Genomic DNA, 20,578 nt, shown 5'->3' with positions numbered 1-20,578 from the left:
GTCCGACCGTTTCGGCATCGTTCTCAGTCTAGCCGATCGATGTCAGACTGACACTCTTCCGCTCGTACGGTAGCCATGCACGTTGACTCTGCCTGGTAGGCCGTACCACAGTGGCCTTGTCTCCGACAATATGACGCACGGAAGAGCCCCACGGTTTCACGGGCTGACGGTCAGGTTGACGTGCCGAGGGTCGAGATAGAAGCGGGCGGTACCGGTGGGGGCTCGGCACCGCCCGGTCGTGAGGAGGAGTACGGGGCTGCGCGTGGGTATTCAACTGGTTTCGCTTACTAGGATAGTGTGGATGTCGCCTTAGATGTGACAATCTCGTGACGATCTCACGGTGTGTTGAGTGGCAAGGTGAAGCCGACCACCGCGCCGCCGCCCTGTGGGCTTTCGGCCCAAACGCGTCCACCGTGGAGCTGCACCAGATGCTTCACAATAGCAAGTCCAAGCCCACTTCCAGCACTTGTCCGTGCACGGTCGCCCTTAAAGAAACGCTCGAAGATGCGATCAAGTTCTTCGATGGGAATTCCTGGGCCAGTATCCCGAACACGGACGGCGAGCTCGTTCTCCTGGCGCGAGAGCTCGACAGTGATGCGGCCGCCCTCCGGCGTGAACTTGAGCGCGTTGTCCAAGAGGTTCGAGAACACTTGCCCAATGCGGTCAGGATCGCACGAGACAAGTGGGAGATCAGGTGGGGCGTGGAGGTCGAGGGCAATCGCCTTCGCTGTGGCACGAGGCTCGAACCGTCGAAGCGTCGCGCGTGCCAACTCGGCGAGGTCAGTTGGTACCCGAGCAAGTTGCAGTTGGCCACTCTCGGCTTTGGTCAATTCCAGCAGCTGGTTCACCAGACGCGTCAGGTGTTCAACCTCGGTCGCAATCCGTCGCAAGAAGTCCTCAGCCACTTCCCGGTCAGCGAGTGCTCCGTCGAGCAGCGTGTCAACCAGCGCCTGCAGCGCGGCGAGCGGCGTGCGCAGATCATGGGAGACGTTGGCGACGAAGTCACGTCGAATTGTCTCGGTGCGGCGGAGTTCCGTGATATCACGAAGAACCAGTGTGACCAGGGGACGGTCAGCGCCGTGGAGGACGGAAGCCTGTGCCTGGACAGTACGCCGGGGTCGGCCGAGTTCCACAAAGCGGCCGGGTGGCGGCGACTGCTCACGGAGCGCTTGGCTGACCAGTTCGTTCAGTTCGTAGTCACGCAGAACTTCTGCATATGGTCGACCGATTGCGCCATCCCGACTGCCAGCAAGCAGGCTACGGGCGGCCCGATTCAGTCCGACAACGCTTCCTTCCGGATCGACAAGGACCACGCCATCGTTCAGATGATCGAAAAGTGCGGCAAGTTGTGTCTGGCGAGCGCGCGCTTGCTCTAGCATCTGTTCGAGTCCATGGAGTGCCTCATCCAGCTGTGTGAGGAGTGATGCGAGAGGATCCTCGCCCAGCAGAGGGCGCTGCAACGGCGTTGCGGTCGGGTGACGGAGACGCAACGCACGAAGAGCCGCCTCAAGCCGTGCTCGGAGCACCCGTCGCTGCCAGAGCCGGGCGAGGACGGCACCGACCAGCAAACCGATGATTGTTGCGAGCAGGACGGTCAGCATCGCTCTGTACCTATCGGGAAGCGTAACTGATTCCGGAGCGAATGTGGTGACGAGATCGTGACATCGTTAGCATCGGCTTGGCTTGAGGTGGCTTGTGGTGAGTCGGTACCCTACCCCCCGTACCGTTTCGATGAGGCGTGGGTGACGTGGATCATCCTCGAGCTTCTCGCGGAGTCCATGGATGTGAACTGCGAGCGTTCGATAGTCGCCGAACGTTTCATAGCCCCAGACAGCGCGAAGGAGTTCCTCCGAGCGGCAGACTCGGTCGCGGTGACGCGCCAGGTATGCCAAGAGCTCGAACTCCCGAGGCTTGAGTGTTACCTCGCGGGTCTCTCGCCACACTCGGCGAGCGGCAAAGTCGATCCGGAGTGGACCAAGCGTCAGCACGTCGCTGGCAGAGGGTTCGCCTGCCAGCTCCCGAGCGAGGAGTTCGCGTCGTCGCAGGAGTGCCTTCACCCGGGCCACGAGCTCGCGCATGGAGAATGGTTTAGTGAGATAGTCGTCCGCTCCGAGTTCAAGCCCGAGAACACGATTGAACTCGTCGTCACGCGCGGTGAGGATAAGGATGGGTACCGCGCTTTGTGCCCGCAGGCGCCGGCAGACCTCAAACCCGTCGAGGCCCGGCAGCATGATATCGAGAATGACCGCATCGGGACGGAGCGTGCTCGCAGTCTCGAGCGCGGTCTCACCGTCCCCTGCGACGGTGACCTCATAGCCAGCTCGCTCAAGGTTGTAACGGACAGCCACCTGGAGCGTCTCGTCGTCTTCGACGAGCAAGATACGTGTCACGCTATTCCTCCCGGAACAGAAGTGTACCAAGGGAAGAGCAACTTCCGGCGTCGACGCGGCAATCTGGCTACTGGTAGGATTCGACACACGTCCGGAGGGGCGCGGTGGACGAACGGACAGCCTGGATCGGGTTTCATGCCATCGAGGGAGTGAGTCTACGGAGGCTCGAGCGCCTGCTCGAGCAGTACGGCAGCGCGCTGGCAGCGTGGCAGGCACCCGAGGCAGAGCTGCGCGCGCTTGGTCTTCCCGAGGGGCCACTCGCGCGGTTACTCGCAGCTCGTCGGAGCGGCTTACCAGAGAAGGTGCTAAAACAGGCAGCTCAGGCCGGTGCTCAGGTACTTATCTATCCAGATGAAGAGTATCCGCCGCTCCTGCGTGAAATCGCCAGCCCACCGCTGGCGCTCTTTGTCCGCGGCACACTCGAGCCACGTGATCTGCGCGCAGTTGCGCTGGTTGGGACGCGTGAGGCCTCGAACTACGGCGTTCAGGTGGCGCGAGCGTTTGCTGCGGAGTTTGCGCAGGCTGGGGTGACCGTGGTGAGCGGGCTGGCGCGGGGAATTGACCGGGCTGCGCACGAAGCGACGCTTGAGGCAGGGGGACGAACGATTGCAGTGTTAGGGACGGGAATTGATGTTGTCTATCCGGCCGGACATCGAGGGCTGGCCCAGCGAATTGTCGAGCAGGGGGCGCTGGTGACAGAGTTCTTGCCGGGCACGCCGCCGCACGCGGGGAACTTCCCCGTGCGCAACCGGATCATCAGTGGTTTGTCGCTTGGCGTGGTCGTTGTGGAAGCACCAGCGCGCAGTGGGGCATTGATCACGGCCAACTTCGCGCTCGATCAGAACCGTGCGGTCTACGCCGTCCCTGGACCAATCTTCTCGGCTGGAACGTCCGGCATCCTGCGGCTGCTCCGCGAGGGAGCAACGCCGGTCGGGACTGCGCGGGACGTACTGGAGGATCTGCAGCTCGAGACACGACAAATGGCCTTGCCGATTGCCGCGCGTGTTCCCGAAGCGGCCCGGCCAGTCATGGCGGCGCTCGGAAGGGAAGCAAAGCATATCGATGAGTTGGCAGCTGAGCTCGGGCTTGGGATCGCCCAGCTGAGTGCCTTGTTGCTGGAGCTGCAGCTTGAAGGACTCGTGACGGATCTGGGGGCTCAACACTATGCGCTCACTGGGTCCGTACTGGCGGGAGGGGGAAAGCGATGATGTGGGCGGTCATTCCAGCCGGCGGGAGCGGGACACGTCTGTGGCCGGCGAGTCGACGGAACCGGCCGAAGTTTCTCTTGCCACTTCCTGGGCCGCAGTCGATGTTACAGGCAACGTGGGAGCGTTTGCGGCCGCTCGTTGCCCCGCAACACTGTTTCGTCGTGACGGGAGCGACGCATGCGGCGGCAGTCCGCGAGCAGCTCTGCGAGCTCCCGGCCGAGCGGGTGATCGCCGAGCCTGTGCCGCGCGGTACCGGACCAGCTATCGGATTGGCGGCGTTCCTCGTGGCGCGGCATGCACCGCAGGCGCTCATGGGCTCCTTCGCGGCCGACCATTTTGTCGCCGAACCGGAGGCTTTCCGGCGTGCGGTGCGTGCTGGGCTGCGAGCCGCGAGCGAGGGCTACCTGGTGACCATTGGTGTTCCGGCCCGCTATCCGGAGACCGGGTACGGATACATCCGCATCGGCGAGCCGCTCTTCACGGCAGAGGATTTGACTGTCCACCGCGTGAGCCAGTTTAAGGAAAAACCGGACCGGAAGACAGCTGAAGCGTATGTCCGGTCGGGTGAGTACTGTTGGAACGCGAGCATGTTCCTGTGGCGGGTAGATGTGTTCCTCGAAGCGCTGCGAGAGCTGCTTCCGGACGTGCATGCTCCGCTTGCTGCGATTGCGGCGTGCTGGGGCACACCAGAGGGACAGCGGTGCCTTGAGGAACTCTGGCCGACTGTACCCGAGGTAACGATTGACCATGGCATCATGGAGCGCGCGAGCGAGGTGGCGGTTGTGCCGGCCGAGTTCGGGTGGGCCGATCTCGGTGACTGGCACGGCCTCGCGGAACTCCTTGCAGATGACGCTGATGATTCGGTCGTGCTTGGTTGTGAGCACCTTGGACTGGACACGCGTGCTACGCTCATTTATGGCGGCCGTCGATTGGTGGTGACGCTGGGCGTCGAGGACCTGGTGGTCGTCGACACCGACGACGTGCTGCTTGTCGCGCATCGCTCTCGTGCACAAGAGGTGCGGGAGATTGTGCGTCAACTCGAACAACTCGGGCGGCACGATCTCTTGTGATCTCACAGTGAGTATCCTGGCTGCCGAACAATCTCAGAGGGGGACAATGGCGACCAAGACGACACGGAAGACAACGAAGAAGGGGCAGGCGACAAAGCCAGCAGCACGCAGCGCAGATCGGGCGACACGTGTCGATGGTAAGACGCTGGTCATCGTTGAGTCGCCGGCCAAGGCGCGAACTATTAGCCGGTTCCTTGGGCCAGAGTTCGCTGTCAAGGCCTCGATGGGGCACGTGCGTGACTTGCCGAAGAGCAAGCTCGGCGTCGATGTTGCGCAGGACTTCCAGCCAACCTACACGATCCTCAAGGAGAAGTTGCCAGTTGTCAAAGAACTCCGGGAGAGTGTCCAACGCTCTCGGGAGTTAATCCTGGCCACCGACCCTGATCGTGAAGGGGAGGCAATTGCCTGGCATCTGATCGAGGCGATACAGGCACACGGCAAGCCGATTCGGCGCATCGTGTTCCACGAAATCACCGAAGAGGCGATCCGCGAGGCGCTGGCGCATCCGCGTGGGATCGACATGCGGCTGGTCAATGCGCAGCAGGCGCGGCGTGTGCTCGATCGGCTGGTCGGATATGAGATCAGTCCGCTTCTCTGGCGCAAGGTGAAGAGTGGACTCTCGGCTGGGCGTGTCCAGTCGGTCGCTCTGCGGCTCATCGTGGAGCGTGAGCGTGAGATTCAAGCATTTGTCCCACAGGAATACTGGACGATCGAGGTCGATCTGTTGCCTCAAGCGAACGGGCGTCATGAGTCCTCGAGCTTTACTGCCGTGCTAGCCCGAGTGCGCGGTGAGAAGCCGGAACTTCCCAATGAAGAGGTGGCTCGAGCGGTAGCGCGCGAGCTGGAGAAGGCGCACTACTGGGTCGTCTCGGTGAAGGAGCGGCAGAAGCAGCGACGCCCTGCGCCGCCTTTCATCACTAGCACGCTCCAGCAGGAGGCAGGTCGTAAGTTGCGCTTCCCGGTGAGCCTGACGATGCAGTTGGCCCAGCAGCTCTACGAAGGGGTGGAGCTCGGGCCAGCGGGCAGCGTCGGTCTCATCACCTACATGCGCACCGACTCGACACAGGTTGCTGCTTCAGCACAACAGCGGGCACGCGAGGTGATCGCGGCACGCTGGGGCAGGGAGTTTTTGCCCGAGCGGCCGCCGGTCTACACCAAGAAGGCAAAGGGTGCGCAAGAGGCGCACGAGGCAATCCGCCCGACCGACCCAGCACGCGATCCGGAGTCAGTGCGGCCGTATCTCACGCCGCAGCAGTACCAGCTCTACCGGCTCATCTGGGAGCGCTTCATCGCCAGCCAGATGGCGAACGCGGTCTACGACACGGTGACGGTCGAAATCGGTGCTGGACCGGAGTTGGGTGCAGCGGACGCGCCCTATCTCCTCCGTGCAAGTGGCTCGGTCATCCGCTTCCCAGGCTTCCTCGCGGTTTACCGTGAGGGGCGGGACGAAGAGGAGAGCGACGAACTTGACCAGCGGCCGTTGCCACCGCTCCGCGAGAGAGAGGTACTGCAGTTACTCACAGTGCGACCGGAGCAGCACTTTACGCAACCGCCGCCGCGGTATACCGAAGCGACACTCGTCAAGACGCTCGAGGAACTCGGGATCGGGCGGCCAAGTACCTATGCGCCGACGATCGAGACGCTCAAACAGCGACGCTACGTCGTTGTCGAAGACCGCAAACTCGTGCCGACCGAGTTGGGGATCCTTGTCACCGATCTCTTAGTGCAGCACTTCCCCGACGTGGTCGATATCGGGTTCACCTCTCGTCTGGAGGAGGAGCTGGACGAGATCGCCTCTGGAGAGCGGCAGTGGGTGCCGGTGGTGCGGCAGTTTTACGAGCCGTTCCATCGTCAGGTGGAAGAGGCGGAGCGCACGATGGAACGGGTGCGTGTTGCCGGTGAACCGACTGACGAGATATGTGAACTGTGTGGACGGCCGATGGTGATTAAGGAGAGCCGATTCGGCCGTTTTCTATCCTGCTCTGGCTTCCCGGAGTGCAAGAACAAGCGGCCACTACTTGAGAAGGTCGGGGTACAGTGTCCGCAGTGTGGTGAGGGAGAGATCGTCGTTCGTCGCAGTAAGAAGGGCCGCACGTTTTACGGCTGTAGCCGTTACCCGGACTGCAGCTTTGTGAGCTGGGAACGCCCCACTGGTGAGCGGTGTCCGCAGTGCGGTGGCGTGCTGGTGGTGACCATGCGGCGTGGGCAGGAGACAATCCGCTGCAACTCGTGTAGCTACCAACCAGCCGAAGCAGCGGCACCGGTTGAGGCGTGAGTGGGGGTATACTTGAAGGGTTGACGGCCACCCCGGCCGCGGGAGGCACGGAGCGTGCGCGAGGGCGAAGTCTGGCACGGGACGACCATCCTGGGTGTCCTCCGGGATGGACAGGTTGCCGTCGCCGGAGATGGCCAAGTGACGGCAGGTGACGTGGTGCTCAAGCGCCACGCACGGAAGATTCGTGCCCTCGCTGGTGGGCAAGTGCTCGCGGGATTCGCCGGTGCAGTCGCGGACGCATTGACGCTGTTTGAGAAGTTCGAACAGCACCTCCGTGCTTGTGATGGGGATCTCCGCCGTGCCGCAGTGGAGCTGGCAAAAGAATGGCGGGCAGACCGCTACCTGCGGCGGCTGGAGGCCCAGCTGCTCGTGGCTGATCCCCGCCAGCTCCTAATGATCTCGGGTGACGGTGATGTGATCGAACCGGACGACGGAATCGCCGCGATTGGGACAGGTGGGCCCTACGCTGCGGCTGCAGCCCGTGCCTTATTGCGACACACGCGAATGAGCGCGGCGGAGATTGCGCGCGCGGCGATGGAGGTGGCCGCCGACCTCTGTGTCTATACCAATCACGCGGTGACTCTTCTCACCGCACCACCAGAGCGTGAGGCTGATGAACACGTTGATGACATCGATCGTTCGCCCTGAACGGGGCACTATTCCATTGACACCAGCCGAGATTGTCGCCGAGCTTGATCGGTACATCGTGGGCCAGGAGGAGGCCAAGCGCGCAGTTGCGATCGCGATTCGCAACCGCTGGCGCTGGCAGCAGCTGCCGGAGGAACTCCGGCGCGACATTGTGCCGAAGAACATTCTGATGATAGGTCCGACTGGTGTCGGCAAGACCGAGATCGCCCGGCGGGTCGCCAAGCTGGTCGATGCACCGTTTGTCAAGGTAGAGGCGACGAAGTTCACCGAGGTTGGTTACGTTGGGCGTGATGTGGAGTCGATCATCCGCGAGCTTGTCGAAGTGAGCATCAGCATGCTCCATGGCGAGCGCCTGGAGGCGGTTCGTGAGGAAGCCTCGCGGGCTGCTCTGCAGCGGCTCGTCGATCTGCTCGTCGAACAGCGCGAACGGCGGCGCGCGAAGCGGAATGGGCACGAAGACGAATCCGACAGCCAAAGCGAGCCTCCGGAGGAGCGGCGCAAGCGCGAGCGGCGGATGGCTCGCGAGCGGCGGCGCTTGCTTGATCTGCTTGCCCGCGATGGACTCGAAGACGAAACCATCGAGCTCGACCTCGAGACGGAGTTCGATCTCTTCGTCACGCCGTACGCGGAGAATGGTGGGGTCGATCTCGACGAATTCCAAGACACGGTCGCGGAACTCCTCGAGTCGCTCCAGACACGACGCCGGACGCGACGTGTCTCGATCCGCGAAGCGCGTCGCATCCTGACGCAGCAGGAAGCACAACGGCTGGTCGACTTCGATGCGGTTGTCGAGGCGGCGATCAAGCGGGCCGAGGAGAGTGGGATCGTCTTCATTGATGAGATCGACAAGTTGATCACCAAGGACGGTGAATACGGGCCGGATGTCTCGGGCGAGGGGGTGCAGCGAGATCTCTTGCCAATTGTGGAGGGATCGGTGGTCATGACACGGTACGGGCCAGTGCGCACTGACCACATTCTGTTCATCGCCGCCGGTGCCTTCCACAATGCGAGCCCGTCGGACCTGATCCCGGAGCTCCAGGGACGGTTTCCCATTCGGGTTGAGCTCCGCCGCTTGACAGAGAATGACCTCTACTGCATCCTCACGGTTCCGGAGAATGCCCTCACGCGGCAATACCGCGAACTCCTCCGGGTCGAGGGGGTGGAACTCGAGTTCACGGACGACGGACTGCGCGAGATTGCCCGGCTTGCTGCCCTGGTCAATAGCCGAGCGGAGGACATTGGTGCCCGGCGTCTGGCGACGATCATGGAGAAGGTCATCGAGGACCTGAGTTTCCGGGCACCGGAGCTGGCCGGTCAGACGGTACGAATTGATGCCGAGTCTGTGCGACAGCGCGTCGGCCAGATCGTCGCGGATGAGGACCTGAGCAAATTCATCCTCTAAAGAAGTGGAGGACGCAATGAGTGCGCCCCGGTCGATCCGTCGCCTCTCGGTCTTGATCCCGGTGTACAACGAGGTGCGGACGATCGGGGAAGTTCTGCGGCGCGTTCGGGCGGTGGAGCTCCCCTACGAGCGCGAGTTGGTGGTGGTCGACGATGGCTCAACCGACGGCACACGCGAGTACTTGCAAGAAGAAGCGGCACACTCGCGCGACCTGATCCTCATCCTCCATCCGGTCAATCGCGGAAAAGGTGCAGCGATCCGCTCGGCCCTCCAAGCTGCAACAGGTGATGTCCTGATCGTTCAGGACGCCGATTTGGAATACGATCCACGCGACTATCCGCAGCTTCTCCGCCCGATCGTGGAGGGGCGTAGCCAGGTGGTGTATGGATCGCGTTTCCTCGGGGAGCACAAGGCGATGTACTTCTGGCACTGGGTCGGGAACCGGTTCCTGACCTTCGTCGCGAACGTGCTCTACGACACTACACTGACCGATATGGAGACAGGATATAAAGTCTTCACCGCCGAGGTAGCCCGGCAGCTCCGGCTGCGCAGCGACCGCTGGGGGTTCGACCCGGAGATCACGGCCCAGATCCTCAAGCGCGGTTATCGAATCTACGAAGTGCCGATCTCCTACAATGGTCGCGAGTATTGGGAAGGGAAGAAGATCACCTGGCGTGACGGCCTGACTGTGTTGGCGACCCTCGTCCGCTACCGGCTGTTCGACTGAGTAGCGGGGCGGAGGACTGCATGGACGCGGTCATCGCAGTCGACTTTGGCGCGACAAACCTGCGCGCAGCGCTGGTCCATCGTGATGGGACACTCGTCCATCATCACATGACTCCGACCGGGGCGCGTGACGGAGTTCTCGCGGTCGTGGAGCGAATTGTGCGGTTGGTCGACCAAGTCGCACGAGAGGCGGGAGTCGAGCGCTCGGTGCCAGTAGGGGTGGTTGCCCCCGGGCCGCTGGAGCCAGCGAGCGGTGTGGTGTTGTTCGCGCCGAACCTGGTGGGTTGGCAGCACGTACCGTTGCGGCAGTTGCTGGAAGAGCGACTTGGGCGGCGGGTCGTGCTCGGGAACGATGGAAATGGTGCGGCGCTGGGTGAGGCACTGTTCGGTGCTGCCAAAGGATGCCGTCACCTGATCCACATCATGCTGGGGACGGGGGTCGGAGGCGGAATCATCTCGCACGGTCAGCTGGTCGAAGGGGTCCATGGACTTGGCACCGAGGTTGGGCATGTGCCGGTCGATCCCAATGGCCCTCGCTGTCACTGTGGCGGCGTTGGTTGTATCGAGGCGTACATCGGTGGGTGGGCGCTGGCGCGCGATGGCGAAGCCCTGATCAGCTCCGGCCGCTCGGAGTTCCTCCGAGAGCTGGCTGGCGATGGGCCAGTGACGGCGGCGCATGTGGTCGAGGCTGCGCAGCACGGTGATGCAGGAGCGCGCGCGATCCTCGAAGGTGCAGCCCGAGCGCTTGCCGCTGGGCTAGCCGGACTGGTGAATGTGTTCAATCCGCAGCTGATCGTCATTGGCGGTGGGGTGGCGCGAGCTGGTGATCTCCTGCTGGAGCCCCTCCGCCGTTGGTTGCCGGTCTATGCGATCCACTATATCGCTGAACATGTGGAGGTGCGGCGCTCGGCGCTTGGGGACGATACCGGACTCTACGGCGCCGCAGCCCGTGCCTTCCTCGCTGGCGAGGGGGCAGGCGCGGAGATTCGCCTGCCCTGAGCCATCGGGAGGACGAGCTTCGTGGGCGACCGGCCCACCAATACGCGATGGCCTTCGCTGCGGCTGACCCGGCGCCAGCTCGCTCTGTTTGGCACCGGTCTGCTGCTCGCCACCTGTCGTCGGAACGAGCCAGTTCCGACTCCAACCACCCTTCCTGCGGTGACGCCAACACCGTCAACTCGTCCGACACCAGTCCCGACCGCGGTGTTGACGCCGACACCCCGTCTGACACCGACACCACGTGCGACATCAACGCCGCCGTCCGCTCGGATCTTCGTCCGTCTGCAACTCAACGAACCACGGAGTCATGACTTCAACGCCGATCCCGCTTGTGGCGGGGAACCGGAGCTCTTTGCTGGACTCGTCCGTTTGACGCCAGATTATGACGTGCGACCAGACTGGGCAGAACGTTGGGACATCTCAGCCGATGGCACGCGCTGGGTGTTCACACTCCGACGCATGAGCGCTGGCTGGTCGAATGGCGATCCAGTGCGGGCATCAGACTTCGTCTGGTCCTGGCAACGCATGCTGGATCCGGCGCAACCCGCGCCGCAGGCGGAGTTCCTTGATGTCGTCGGCAACGCACGCGCTGTGCGCCAGGGCCTGCTGCCCCCGGAGGCACTCGCCGTCCACGCTCTGGATGACTGGACACTTGAGGTAGAGTTGGAACGTCCCGCTGGCTACTTCCTGTGGATTCTCGGCACCCCTCGGTTTCTCCCCGCACATCGTCCGTCTGTCGAACGTTGGGGGAACAGCTGGACTGAGGCTGGTCGCTGCGTCTCCAATGGTCCGTTTTGGCTCATCTCGTGGGAGCGTGGTTCGGGGTACGTGCTTTCGCCGAATCCATACTACTGGAACCGTTCTGCCCTCGCTCTCGACAGCTGTATGGTCATGGTGGCACAGCCCAACGAGCCGCTCCTCCCCTTCTTTCAGGGGCGAGTGGATTTTGCAGCCGTTCCGCAGGAGTTCTTACCGGAGGTCACGAGCGACGAAAGCCTACTCGAACGGCTGCAACGAAGTATCTTGCCGGAGACCTGGTTCCTGGTCGTGCAACCTGACGTCCCTCCGTTGGACCAAGTGGAGTTCCGCCGGACGCTCAGCCGAGCAATTGATCGAGAGCGACTCCGTCAGCTTCTCTACGGCGCAGTCGAGCCAGCTGTGACGCTTGTCCCACCAGGGGTGCCGGGGTTTGTACAGGACGCTAGCCTGCAGGAAATGCACCGCTTTGCACCGCTCGAGGCCTGGCAAAGATGGGGCCCGCTCCGTGAACGTGAAGCGCCTGTGCTCCGGTTCACCGCTCCCCCGTCAAGTTCACCCGTGGAAGAGGCCGTTCTGCAGGACGTCGTTGCTCAACTCGCGGCGAATTTAGGCGTTGGAGTGGAGCTCGAGCGCCTGGAGGGGCAGGCGTGGATGCGCGCGGTCAATGACGGAACCTTTCAGCTCCTCTGGTGGCGCTGGCCGTTACCGTTTCCCGACGGTGCGGCGCTCTATGAGTGGCTCTTCTCCCGTGAGCGGAAGGCGCTACAGGGACTGCGCTGGTCGAGCGATGAACTGGAGCGATTCTTCGCGCTGGCCCGCGGTGAGACGGAACTCTCGCGGCGGCTTGGTGCTTACCGGCAGTGTGAGTTCGTGATTCAAGGGGACAGTGTTGTGATTCCTGTCGTTCATCCTACTGCGAGCTTTCTCGTCCAGCCATGGGTGGTGAGCTTGCCGCGTGCGCGAGACGGGATGCTGGTCGGTCCTGGCGCACTCTTCAGTCGTTTCCTGAGTAACGTCGTGGTCCGTCAACACTCAAGCTAGCTGATTTTGGTGTGGTCTGCTAGTCCATTCGGGCCGGATCGCTCTTCGCTCCCATGCGGATACAGTCGTCCTTGCAAGGCCATCTCTGCTGTGGAGGGAGCAACAGCGTCGCCGAACGCGATGCGACGGACATCGATAGCGGCCCACAACATGCTGGATCTCGCGTGCCCCTTTGAGTTCTCCCGCCAAGCGACGGTCACACATCTATGGCCCGGAAGATTCCGTTTCCCTGATCGAACGGTGTACTGGCGGATCTCAAGAGGACTCTGAGTAGGTGCTCGCCTGTGGCCAAGGTGCCGTCTTCTCGACGGTTGATCAGCGGTGTGTCGTCGTGACCACAATGCCGAGAGGATCAAGTGTCAGAGAGTAACGGGCAGAGGCGAGTAGCGAGTCTCTCTTTCGGCGAGGAAAGGTGGGTGGTGGCTGTTTGTGCCACACGCCTTAGATAAGGCGGCTATCCTTCCGAGGATGGTGCTGTGAACAAGGACTGCCGCTACCGGATCTCCATCCACCAATTTTTCGCTCCCTGAGCCGGTGAACGTCGTGTGTCACTCTCCTCCGGGGCCTGGGTGATGCATCGTCCCGGCAAACGATGCGTGAGGCATGCCCCCTCTCCGAGCGTGAGGGGAATGAGCAACCCACCTGGGACAGTGACGGTCGTGAGCTTCTCAGGAGCGTGCTCATCGATTTCCGTCTACCGCGTGGTGGAATGGTGGCTCGATCTTACCAGACTGCAAGGATTCCACCCTCCTGATGGCCTTCTGCCCATGCTATGATGGCCGACGATCCTGCGCGAAGGAGTGTCACGGAGCGCAGTTACGTTGACTTTTGGGCGATTGAGGTTCGGAAGAGGAGGATGCAGTGAGTGAGATCCATCCCCGCTTCCTCTGGTGGAATGGTCGGCAGATGCAGTGGGAAGAGGCGACCGTCCATGTGACGGAACTTGGCTGGTCGACAGTCGGTGCGGTCTTCGAGGGAATCCGTGCGTACTGGAATGCCGAGACGGGCGAAGCGTATGTGTTTCGGCTCCGCGAGCATTTGGAGCGTCTGCTTCGTTCGATGCGCCTGGTACGGCTCGCACGGCGCTGGAGCATTGGTGAGCTGAGTGAGGCGATCCTGCAGCTTCTGCGAGCGAACGAGTGTTGCGAGGACACATACATTCAGCCAGTTGCCTATCGAGCAGCCGGGCCGAAGACACTGAGCGGGTTCTCTGAAGAGTCAGGTCTGTACATCACGACACGTCCGATGCCCTCGCATCTGCTTTCTGGGAAAGTCGTTCGTGCCAAGGTCAGCTCCTGGCGACGGATCAGTGACGACGTGATGCCCCCGCGAGTGAAGAACATTTCGAACTACCGCAATGGGCAGTTAGCTGCGATGGAGGCGGTTCTAGACGGATATGACCAGGCGATTCTTCTCAATACGGAGGGGAAAGTAGCTGAGGCGCCAGGGGCCTGCATCATGCTGGTCCGCGACGGGAAGCTGATCACCCCTGATATTACCCAGAGTATTTTGGAAAGCATCACTCGTGATGCACTCTTGCGGCTTGCCCGTGAGGAACTTGGGCTCACCATTGAGGAACGACCGGTCGACCGCACTGAGCTTTACATCGCCGAAGAAGTCTTCCTTTGTGGGACGGCGGCTGAGATCACGGTCGTGGGCGAAATCGATCACTATGTGATCGGCGATGGCAAACCAGGGGCGGTGACGCGCGCGTTGGAGCGACTCTACCACGATATCGTGCGTGGAATCGATCCGCGCCGGCCCGACTGGCGGACGCCAGTCGGGCTCGCGCAGCTCGCAATGGCACGCCGGACGAGTGGCTGAGGAGTGGGCTCCTCACAACGTGTAGTTGAACCAACCCTCGTCGCGCATGCGGAGGACGGCGCGCTCGAATGCCTCGACCGTCCGGTCAATATCGTCGGGCGTATGGGCGACGCTGAGGAGCCCGCCACCGTGAAAGAGGTCAATGCCCTCGTTGACCATCGCCTGGTAGAGCGTCGTGGCGAGCGCCGGTGACATTCCGGTCTTGAGCACGATCGGAGAGACCCCCTCCGGCATGCGGATGTCCTCTCCGCGCTGGTTGGTGCAGGTATGGCCGAGCGCGATGTGGAAGACAGAGCTTTCGCCCCACACGAAGCCCGGAATGCCATGGGTGACAAGTACCTGGTTCATGCCACGGCGGAGGCGTGCCGCCATGGCATCGGCGTGCCGTTGAACGGCTGGGTCTGCGACGAACTGGAGGCAGGCACAACCGGCAGCTGCCGACAGCGGGTTCGCGTTGAACGTCCCTGGGTGCGCAACGCGTCGCCGATTCCACTCTGGATCGTCACGGAACTCGAGCAGTGCCATGATATCGGCACGGCCACCGACAGCACCGCCTGGTAGCCCTCCGGCGACGATCTTCGCCATCGTCGTGAGGTCGGGGCGGATGCCGAGGAGGCCTTGCACTCCGCCTGGCGACCAGCGGAACCCAGTGATGACCTCATCGAAGATGAGGAGTGTCCCGGTGCGCTCGGTGACTTCACGCAGCCGATGCAGGAAGCCTTCCGGAAGAGGGATCGAGGCCCAGGAGGCACCGCTCGGCTCCAGGATCACAGCAGCGATGTCTTTCTCGGCCAATCGGCGCTCGACGAAGTCGAGATCGTTGACCGGAGCAACGACGACCGTGTCGAGGACGGCCCGTGGAACTCCCGGGATCGCTGTCTCCGTGAAGGGTGGCTTTTCGCCGGGTAAGGCGTAATCCTGCCATCCGTGGAAGTGCCCAGCAAACTTGAGGATCTTCTCCCGACCGGTGTAGGCGCGGGCGAGCCGGAGCGCAAGGAGGGTTGCTTCAGTGCCGGAGGCGGTGAACTTGACCCGCTCGCAGGAGGGCTTGAGCAGGCGAATCCGCTCAGCCCACTCGAGTTCGAGGTCATGACCGGCACCATAGTGGGTACCACGGCGAATCTGCTCCTGGACGGCTTCCACAATCGCGGGATGAGCGTGACCGAGGAGGAGCGCACCATGCCCCATGGTGTAGTCGATCAACTCGTTCCCGTCGACGTCCCACTTGCGGGAGCCGCTTGCGTGCGCGACATAGAGGGGGAACGGTTTCTGGTAGCGGACGTCATGGGTGACGCCGCTGGGGAAGTCGCGGAGAGCCCGTTCGTAGCGGGCCTGTGAGGTGGGGTGCTTGGCGCGATACTCTTCTTCAATCGTCAGTGTCCGCCGAGCCATCGTCCTGCCTCCTTCAAGCGCTCTCGGCTCACCGCAGGCGATTATCGGCCACGCTGGCTCGTCTTTCCAAGCGAGGCGATCACCAGAAAGAGGAGGTGAATGGATGCGTCTTGCTGCACTGCCACGTTTCCCGCTCGCTCAACTTCCCACGCCGCTCGAGGAAGCACCAAGCCTGAGCAGAGTCCTCGGGGATGTGCGTGTCCTTGTCAAACGTGACGACCTCACAGGACTCGCGCTCGGCGGGAACAAGACACGGAAGCTGGAGTACCTCATCGGCGATGCACGAGCCCGTGGAGCGACTGTCGTCCTGACTGAGGGGCCAGCACAGTCTAACCACTGTCGGCAGACTGCTGCGGCTGCGGCACGGGCTGGCCTGCGCTGTCTCTTGGTTCTGAACAGTTTGGAACCTGATCCGCCTCTGCAGGGAAACCTTTTGCTTGACTATCTCTTTGGTGCTGAGGTGCATCTGGTCGCTGAGCGTCCCGCGCGCCGAGCAGTGCTCGAACGCCTGGCTCATGAGCTTGAGCAGCGTCATGAGCGACCATACGTTATTCCTACGGGTGGCTCGACCCCGGTTGGTGCGGCAGCCTACGTGCGCGCTGCGCTGGAGCTCGCTGAACAGCTGGTCGAGCGGGGGATCCAGGCATCACGGGTGTATCTTGCGACCTCGACGTCGGGTGGGACGCACGCGGGGCTCGCGCTGGGTGCCAAGCTCCTCGGTTCGCCCTTTCATGTCGTCGGTGTGGCAGTCGAAGACGATGCGCTGGCGATCCGTGAGCGGGTTACCACGCTTGCCAGCGAGACCGCGGCGCTCCTTGGTCTCGACGTCAGGATCGTGCCGGAGGAGATCGTCGTCGACGACCGCTCGGTTGGGCCGGGCTACGGTGTGCCGAGCTCCGAGACGCTGGAAGCGATTCTTGTTGCGGCACGAACCGAGGGGCTTGTGCTGGATCCCGTGTACACTGGCAAGGCGATGGCAGGGCTGGTCGGGCAAGTCCGTCGCGGAGAGGTTACTCCGGGTGAAACACTCGTCTTTCTTCACACTGGCGGAAGTCCAGCCCTTTTTGCTCAAGCCGACCACCTGGCAACAGTCCTCCTTAGTGGGCCGACGGGAGCACAGTGAGCAAGGAGCTGTACGCCGACGTCGTCCTTGAGTTGGAACCGGGGGAGCGCCGCCCGGTACTCACCTACCTCGTCCCACCCGGCCTGGTTGAGCAGACCCAGCTCTACCAGGCAGTATGGGTGCCGCTGCGGGACACTGTCCAGCTTGGCGTCGTGGCTCGGCTCCACAATGAGTGTCCCCCGTTCACTGTTCGCCCACTCGTGGGCGTTGTCGAACCGGCGTACGCCCTGACGCCGGCGCAGTGGGCACTCGCCGAGTGGCTAGCCAAGGAGACGCTCTGCACGCTCTGGGAGGCGGTCGCGCTTTTCCTGCCGCCGAGGCTGACCCAGCGGGTCGAGTACGTGCTACGGCCGACCGGGATCGTTCCGGCTGGGCGCACCTCACCCGTACACCGGCAGCTACTCGATCTCCTGGCTCGACGAGGACCGCTGACCCTCGAGCAGGCGCGGCGCGCGCTCGGACGATCGCTGGCGCACGTTGTCGAACGAGCGATCGAGGCAGGGACGATCGAGCGGATCCCAGTTGTGCGACCAGTGCAGCGTGTTGCCCACGAGCGGTTCCTGCGCGTCCGTCCCGCCCCGGCCTTGTTGGATAAGTCCATGCGTGCAGCCTACGAAGCGATCGTGCGCTGGCAAGCGGAACACGAGGGGGCTTTGTTGCCCCAGGCACAGCTGCGACGACTTGGGCTGTCGCCAGCGATGGTGCGTGCATTGGTCAGGCGCGGAGTGATCGAAGTGGTCGAGTTCCCCCGCAGTGCGCTGGCACCCATGAGCGACGAGGTGGACCGACCACTGACGCTCACGTCCGAACAGCAGCGTGCCTGGGAAGAGATCCGAGCGGCGTTCGACTGCGATCCTCCTCAGGCAGTGCTCCTGCATGGCGTGACCGGCAGCGGGAAGACAGAACTCTATTTGCGGGCGATCGGTGAGTGCCTCCGACGTGGCCGGCAAGCGATCGTGCTAGTGCCGGAAATTGCGCTAGCAACCCAGGTCGTCCAGCGGGTTGCGGCACGGTTTCCTGGTCGGACGGTGCTCCTGCACAGCGGCTTGCGCGAGGCGGACCGGGTGGCGAGCTGGGAAGCGATCCGAGAAGGGCGAGCCGATGTCGTTGTTGGTCCCCGTTCAGCGCTCTTTGCGCCGCTACGCGATGTCGGGCTGATTGTCGTGGATGAAGAGCACGAAGCGGCCTACAAGCAGCAAGAGCCGGCGCCACGTTACCACGCGCGAGCAGTGGCGCAGCGGCTCGCTGAACTCACTCGCGCGCTGCTCGTGTTGGGAAGCGCAACACCAGACGTGGTGACGATGTACCAGGCCGCAAGTAATCGGCTGCGTCTTGTGCGTCTGCGGGAACGGGTTGGTCCCGCGGTACTTGGTCGGCAGGGGCAGGTGGAGCGAGTACGCCTTGCCCTGCCGCGGGTTGCAGTCGTCGACATGCGACTCGAGCATCAACTCGGCAATCCGGGTCTTTTCAGTCGGGCGCTCTTACGGGCGATTGCCGAGGCGTTGCGGAGCGGTGAACAGGTGCTCCTCCTCATGAACCGGCGGGGACTGGCGACGCTTGTCCAATGTCGCTCGTGTGGGCACGTGGAGAGTTGTCCGCTCTGTGATGTGCCGCTGGTGTTCCATGCCGATCGGCGCCAGCTCATCTGCCACCGCTGTGATCTCCGGCGTCTACCAAGCGCAACGTGTCCGGCTTGTGGGCGACCGACACTTGGCTACTATGGGGCAGGGACGCAGCGAATTGAGCGGGAAGTGCGGCAACACTTTCCCACCGCACGGGTACTCCGCTGGGATCAAGATGTGGTCCGCCAAGGTGCCGACCCGCAGCGACTGCTGCAGGCTGTGCTGCGGCGCGAGGTCGACGTTATTGTTGGCACCCAGATGATCGCGAAGGGGTTCGACTTCCCAGCGGTGACTGTGGTTGGGATCGTCCACGCTGATAGTGCCATTTATCTCCCGGACTATAGGTCAGCTGAACGAGCATTCCAGCTTCTTACGCAGGTGGCTGGTCGAGCTGGTCGCCATCTTCCGCGTGGGTATGTCATTATCCAGTCCTACACGCCGGAGCACTACGCGATCCGCGCAGCGAGCCGACAGGACTACGAGGCCTTTTATGAGGAGGAGCTCGCCTTCCGGGAACGACACGGTTATCCGCCGTTCCGACGGCTGGTGCGACTCCTCCTTCGCCACCGCGACGAGGTAGCAGGGCGGCTGGCTGCTGAAGAGGTCGCCGAACGCCTGCGCGCGGAGGCGCGACGGTGCGCTGCGCAGGACATTGAAGTCCTTGGGCCGACGCCCGCCTTTGTGAGTCGGATTCGCGGTTTCTACCAGTGGCAGCTCTTGATCCGCGGAGCGGATGGCCCGCGGGTCGTTGCTGGAGTTTCCCTGCACGGTGGCTGGATTGTCGACGTTGATCCGGTCAGCTTGCTCTGAGCGGCTATACTTTCTTCACAGTGAGGTGTGAGGAAACGGGAACGTATGGCAGTGCGAACAATCATCACCGAAGGCGATCCACGGCTCCGGCAGAAGTCGCTACGGATGAGAACGGTTGACGACGAGGTACGGCGACTGGCGCAGGATCTCTGGGACACAGTGCGGGCGGCACGCGGACTCGGGCTGGCGGCGCCCCAGATCGGTGTGCTGCGCCGGATTATCGTTGTTTCCATCCCTCCGGACTACGTTGAGGAAGGAGATCCGGGGGTCGAGCTCACACTGATCAATCCGGAGATCGTGCGCGCGAGCGGCCGGCAAGTCGGGCTTGAGGGCTGCCTGAGTATTCCTGGTTGGTACGGTGAGGTGCCGCGCTTCATGCACGTAACCGTGAAAGCCCTGGATCTTGACGGTCGCGAAGTGCGGATCAAGGGCAGCGGGCTTTTGGCACGGGTGCTTCAGCACGAGATTGACCATCTGGATGGGATCCTCTTCATCGACCGGATCGAGGATCGGTCGACGCTCCGGTACATCCCGGACGAGGAAGAAGAGGAATCGGTGACGGCTGCTGCCTCTTGAGCTGCTAGAGGACGATTTCGGCCTGGTGGACGCGGCTCTGTTCGGCGATGAGGATGGCGTCGATCGTCGCCAGTGTCTGGTCGAGTTGGTCTGTCTCGTTAAAGACGACGTAGTCGAACTCGTAGACCTGGGCGAGTTCACGCGAGGCGGTTGCGATCCGCTCCATCAGGGTCGCCGGGTCATCGGTCTTGCGAGCACGCAAGCGCTGCATCAGTTCGGCCATTGAGGGCGGGGCGAGGAAGATCAGGATCGCTTGCGGAATGATCCGGCGGATCGAGGCGGCGCCCTGGACGTCGACCTTGACGACGACGGTCTTGCCGCTCCGCAGTGCCCGCCGCACCCGCTCTTTCGGGACGCCGTAGAGATGGCCGTACACTTCGGCCGATTCGAGGAACTCCCCGCGCTCGCGGGCCGCGAGGAACTCCTCGCGGTTCATAAAGATGTAGTGCACGCCGTCGATCTCGCCGGGACGTCGTGGACGTGTCGTCGCAGTGACGGCGAAATAAAAGTCAGGATACGCCTGGCGCATCCGCTCGATGACCGTATCCTTACCAACGCCCGATGGACCGGAGATGACGATCAATTTGGGACGGACGCGCTGCCTGAGTTCGTCGAGAAGTTCGTCAGCCTGCGTATTGAATCCGAGGTCGTCCGCCACTGACGCGACCTCCCGTGCCGTCCGCTCCCACCCTGTCGCGACCACCTGGTCGCTC

At 62.9% G+C, this 20,578-nt stretch carries 16 protein-coding genes; 12 read left to right on the top strand and 4 right to left on the bottom strand.

Features of this window, described 5'->3' with window-relative positions; all coding sequences use genetic code 11:
• Positions 1 to 335: 335 nt before the first annotated feature.
• Together NET03_RS05800 and NET03_RS05795 are read right to left on the bottom strand one after the other, a co-directional pair.
• Positions 336 to 1,601: a sensor histidine kinase gene (locus NET03_RS05800; RefSeq protein ID WP_252127954.1), complete on the bottom strand. Its 1,266-nt coding sequence runs from the start codon at positions 1,599 to 1,601 to the stop codon at positions 336 to 338.
• A gap of 66 nt (positions 1,602 to 1,667) precedes the next feature.
• A complete protein-coding gene (locus tag NET03_RS05795) occupies positions 1,668 to 2,390 on the bottom strand; it encodes a response regulator transcription factor (RefSeq protein ID WP_252127953.1) in 723 nt (240 codons plus the stop codon).
• Positions 2,391 to 2,494: 104 nt separating this feature from the next.
• On the opposite strand from NET03_RS05795, the gene dprA reads away from it, so the two are divergent.
• The 9 genes from dprA (at position 2,495) to NET03_RS05750 (ending at position 14,342) form a co-directional block, all read left to right on the top strand.
• The gene (gene dprA / locus NET03_RS05790; RefSeq protein WP_252127952.1) at positions 2,495 to 3,598 is read left to right on the top strand and encodes a DNA-processing protein DprA; all 1,104 of its coding nucleotides are present in this window, start codon (positions 2,495 to 2,497) and stop codon (positions 3,596 to 3,598) included.
• Complete coding sequence (locus NET03_RS05785) at positions 3,595 to 4,668, top strand: mannose-1-phosphate guanylyltransferase (protein ID WP_252127951.1); 1,074 nt, start codon at positions 3,595 to 3,597, stop codon at positions 4,666 to 4,668. The genes dprA and NET03_RS05785 overlap by 4 nt, the downstream gene beginning before the upstream one ends.
• Positions 4,669 to 4,714: 46 nt before the next feature.
• Complete coding sequence (topA, locus tag NET03_RS05780) at positions 4,715 to 6,943, top strand: type I DNA topoisomerase (protein WP_252127950.1); 2,229 nt, start codon at positions 4,715 to 4,717, stop codon at positions 6,941 to 6,943.
• Positions 6,944 to 6,997: 54 nt separating this feature from the next.
• Entirely contained in the window at positions 6,998 to 7,591 is a 594-nt protein-coding gene (gene hslV / locus NET03_RS05775) for an ATP-dependent protease subunit HslV (protein WP_252127949.1), read from the top strand.
• Positions 7,569 to 8,993: an ATP-dependent protease ATPase subunit HslU gene (gene hslU, locus NET03_RS05770; RefSeq protein WP_252127948.1), complete on the top strand. Its 1,425-nt coding sequence runs from the start codon at positions 7,569 to 7,571 to the stop codon at positions 8,991 to 8,993. The genes hslV and hslU overlap by 23 nt, the downstream gene beginning before the upstream one ends.
• A gap of 16 nt (positions 8,994 to 9,009) precedes the next feature.
• Entirely contained in the window at positions 9,010 to 9,720 is a 711-nt protein-coding gene (locus NET03_RS05765) for a glycosyltransferase family 2 protein (RefSeq protein ID WP_252127947.1), read from the top strand.
• A 20-nt stretch (positions 9,721 to 9,740) separates the two neighbouring features.
• Positions 9,741 to 10,718, top strand: a complete 978-nt coding sequence (locus NET03_RS05760; RefSeq protein WP_252127946.1) for an ROK family protein — start codon at positions 9,741 to 9,743, stop codon at positions 10,716 to 10,718.
• Positions 10,719 to 10,739: 21 nt separating this feature from the next.
• The gene (locus NET03_RS05755; RefSeq protein ID WP_252127945.1) at positions 10,740 to 12,518 is read left to right on the top strand and encodes a peptide ABC transporter substrate-binding protein; all 1,779 of its coding nucleotides are present in this window, start codon (positions 10,740 to 10,742) and stop codon (positions 12,516 to 12,518) included.
• 861 nt (positions 12,519 to 13,379) lie between these two features.
• Positions 13,380 to 14,342: a branched-chain amino acid transaminase gene (locus tag NET03_RS05750; RefSeq protein ID WP_252127944.1), complete on the top strand. Its 963-nt coding sequence runs from the start codon at positions 13,380 to 13,382 to the stop codon at positions 14,340 to 14,342.
• Between the two features lie 12 nt (positions 14,343 to 14,354).
• On the opposite strand, the gene NET03_RS05745 is transcribed toward NET03_RS05750, so the two are convergent.
• Entirely contained in the window at positions 14,355 to 15,734 is a 1,380-nt protein-coding gene (locus NET03_RS05745) for an aspartate aminotransferase family protein (protein ID WP_252127943.1), read from the bottom strand.
• A gap of 103 nt (positions 15,735 to 15,837) precedes the next feature.
• On the opposite strand from NET03_RS05745, the gene NET03_RS05740 reads away from it, so the two are divergent.
• The 3 genes from NET03_RS05740 to def are packed head-to-tail and all read left to right on the top strand — an operon-like array spanning position 15,838 to position 19,865.
• Positions 15,838 to 16,857: a D-cysteine desulfhydrase family protein gene (locus NET03_RS05740; RefSeq protein ID WP_252127942.1), complete on the top strand. Its 1,020-nt coding sequence runs from the start codon at positions 15,838 to 15,840 to the stop codon at positions 16,855 to 16,857.
• Entirely contained in the window at positions 16,854 to 19,289 is a 2,436-nt protein-coding gene (priA, locus tag NET03_RS05735) for a replication restart helicase PriA (RefSeq protein ID WP_252127941.1), read from the top strand. The genes NET03_RS05740 and priA overlap by 4 nt, the downstream gene beginning before the upstream one ends.
• A gap of 45 nt (positions 19,290 to 19,334) precedes the next feature.
• On the top strand, positions 19,335 to 19,865 hold the full coding sequence (gene def / locus NET03_RS05730) for a peptide deformylase (protein WP_252127940.1): 531 nt from the start codon (positions 19,335 to 19,337) through the stop codon (positions 19,863 to 19,865).
• Between the two features lie 4 nt (positions 19,866 to 19,869).
• Here the strand turns inward: def and NET03_RS05725 are convergent, their stop codons facing one another.
• Positions 19,870 to 20,568 (bottom strand): guanylate kinase, encoded by a 699-nt coding sequence (locus NET03_RS05725; protein WP_252127939.1) that lies wholly within the window; start codon positions 20,566 to 20,568, stop codon positions 19,870 to 19,872.
• Positions 20,569 to 20,578: the final 10 nt, after the last annotated feature.

The organism is Thermomicrobium sp. CFH 73360 (assembly GCF_023806465.1).
In the GTDB taxonomy this organism is placed as follows: Bacteria; Chloroflexota; Chloroflexia; order Thermomicrobiales; family Thermomicrobiaceae; genus Thermomicrobium.
The sequence above is the reverse complement of the archived record's forward strand: the minus strand, read 5'-3'. Positions and strand labels throughout refer to the sequence as shown.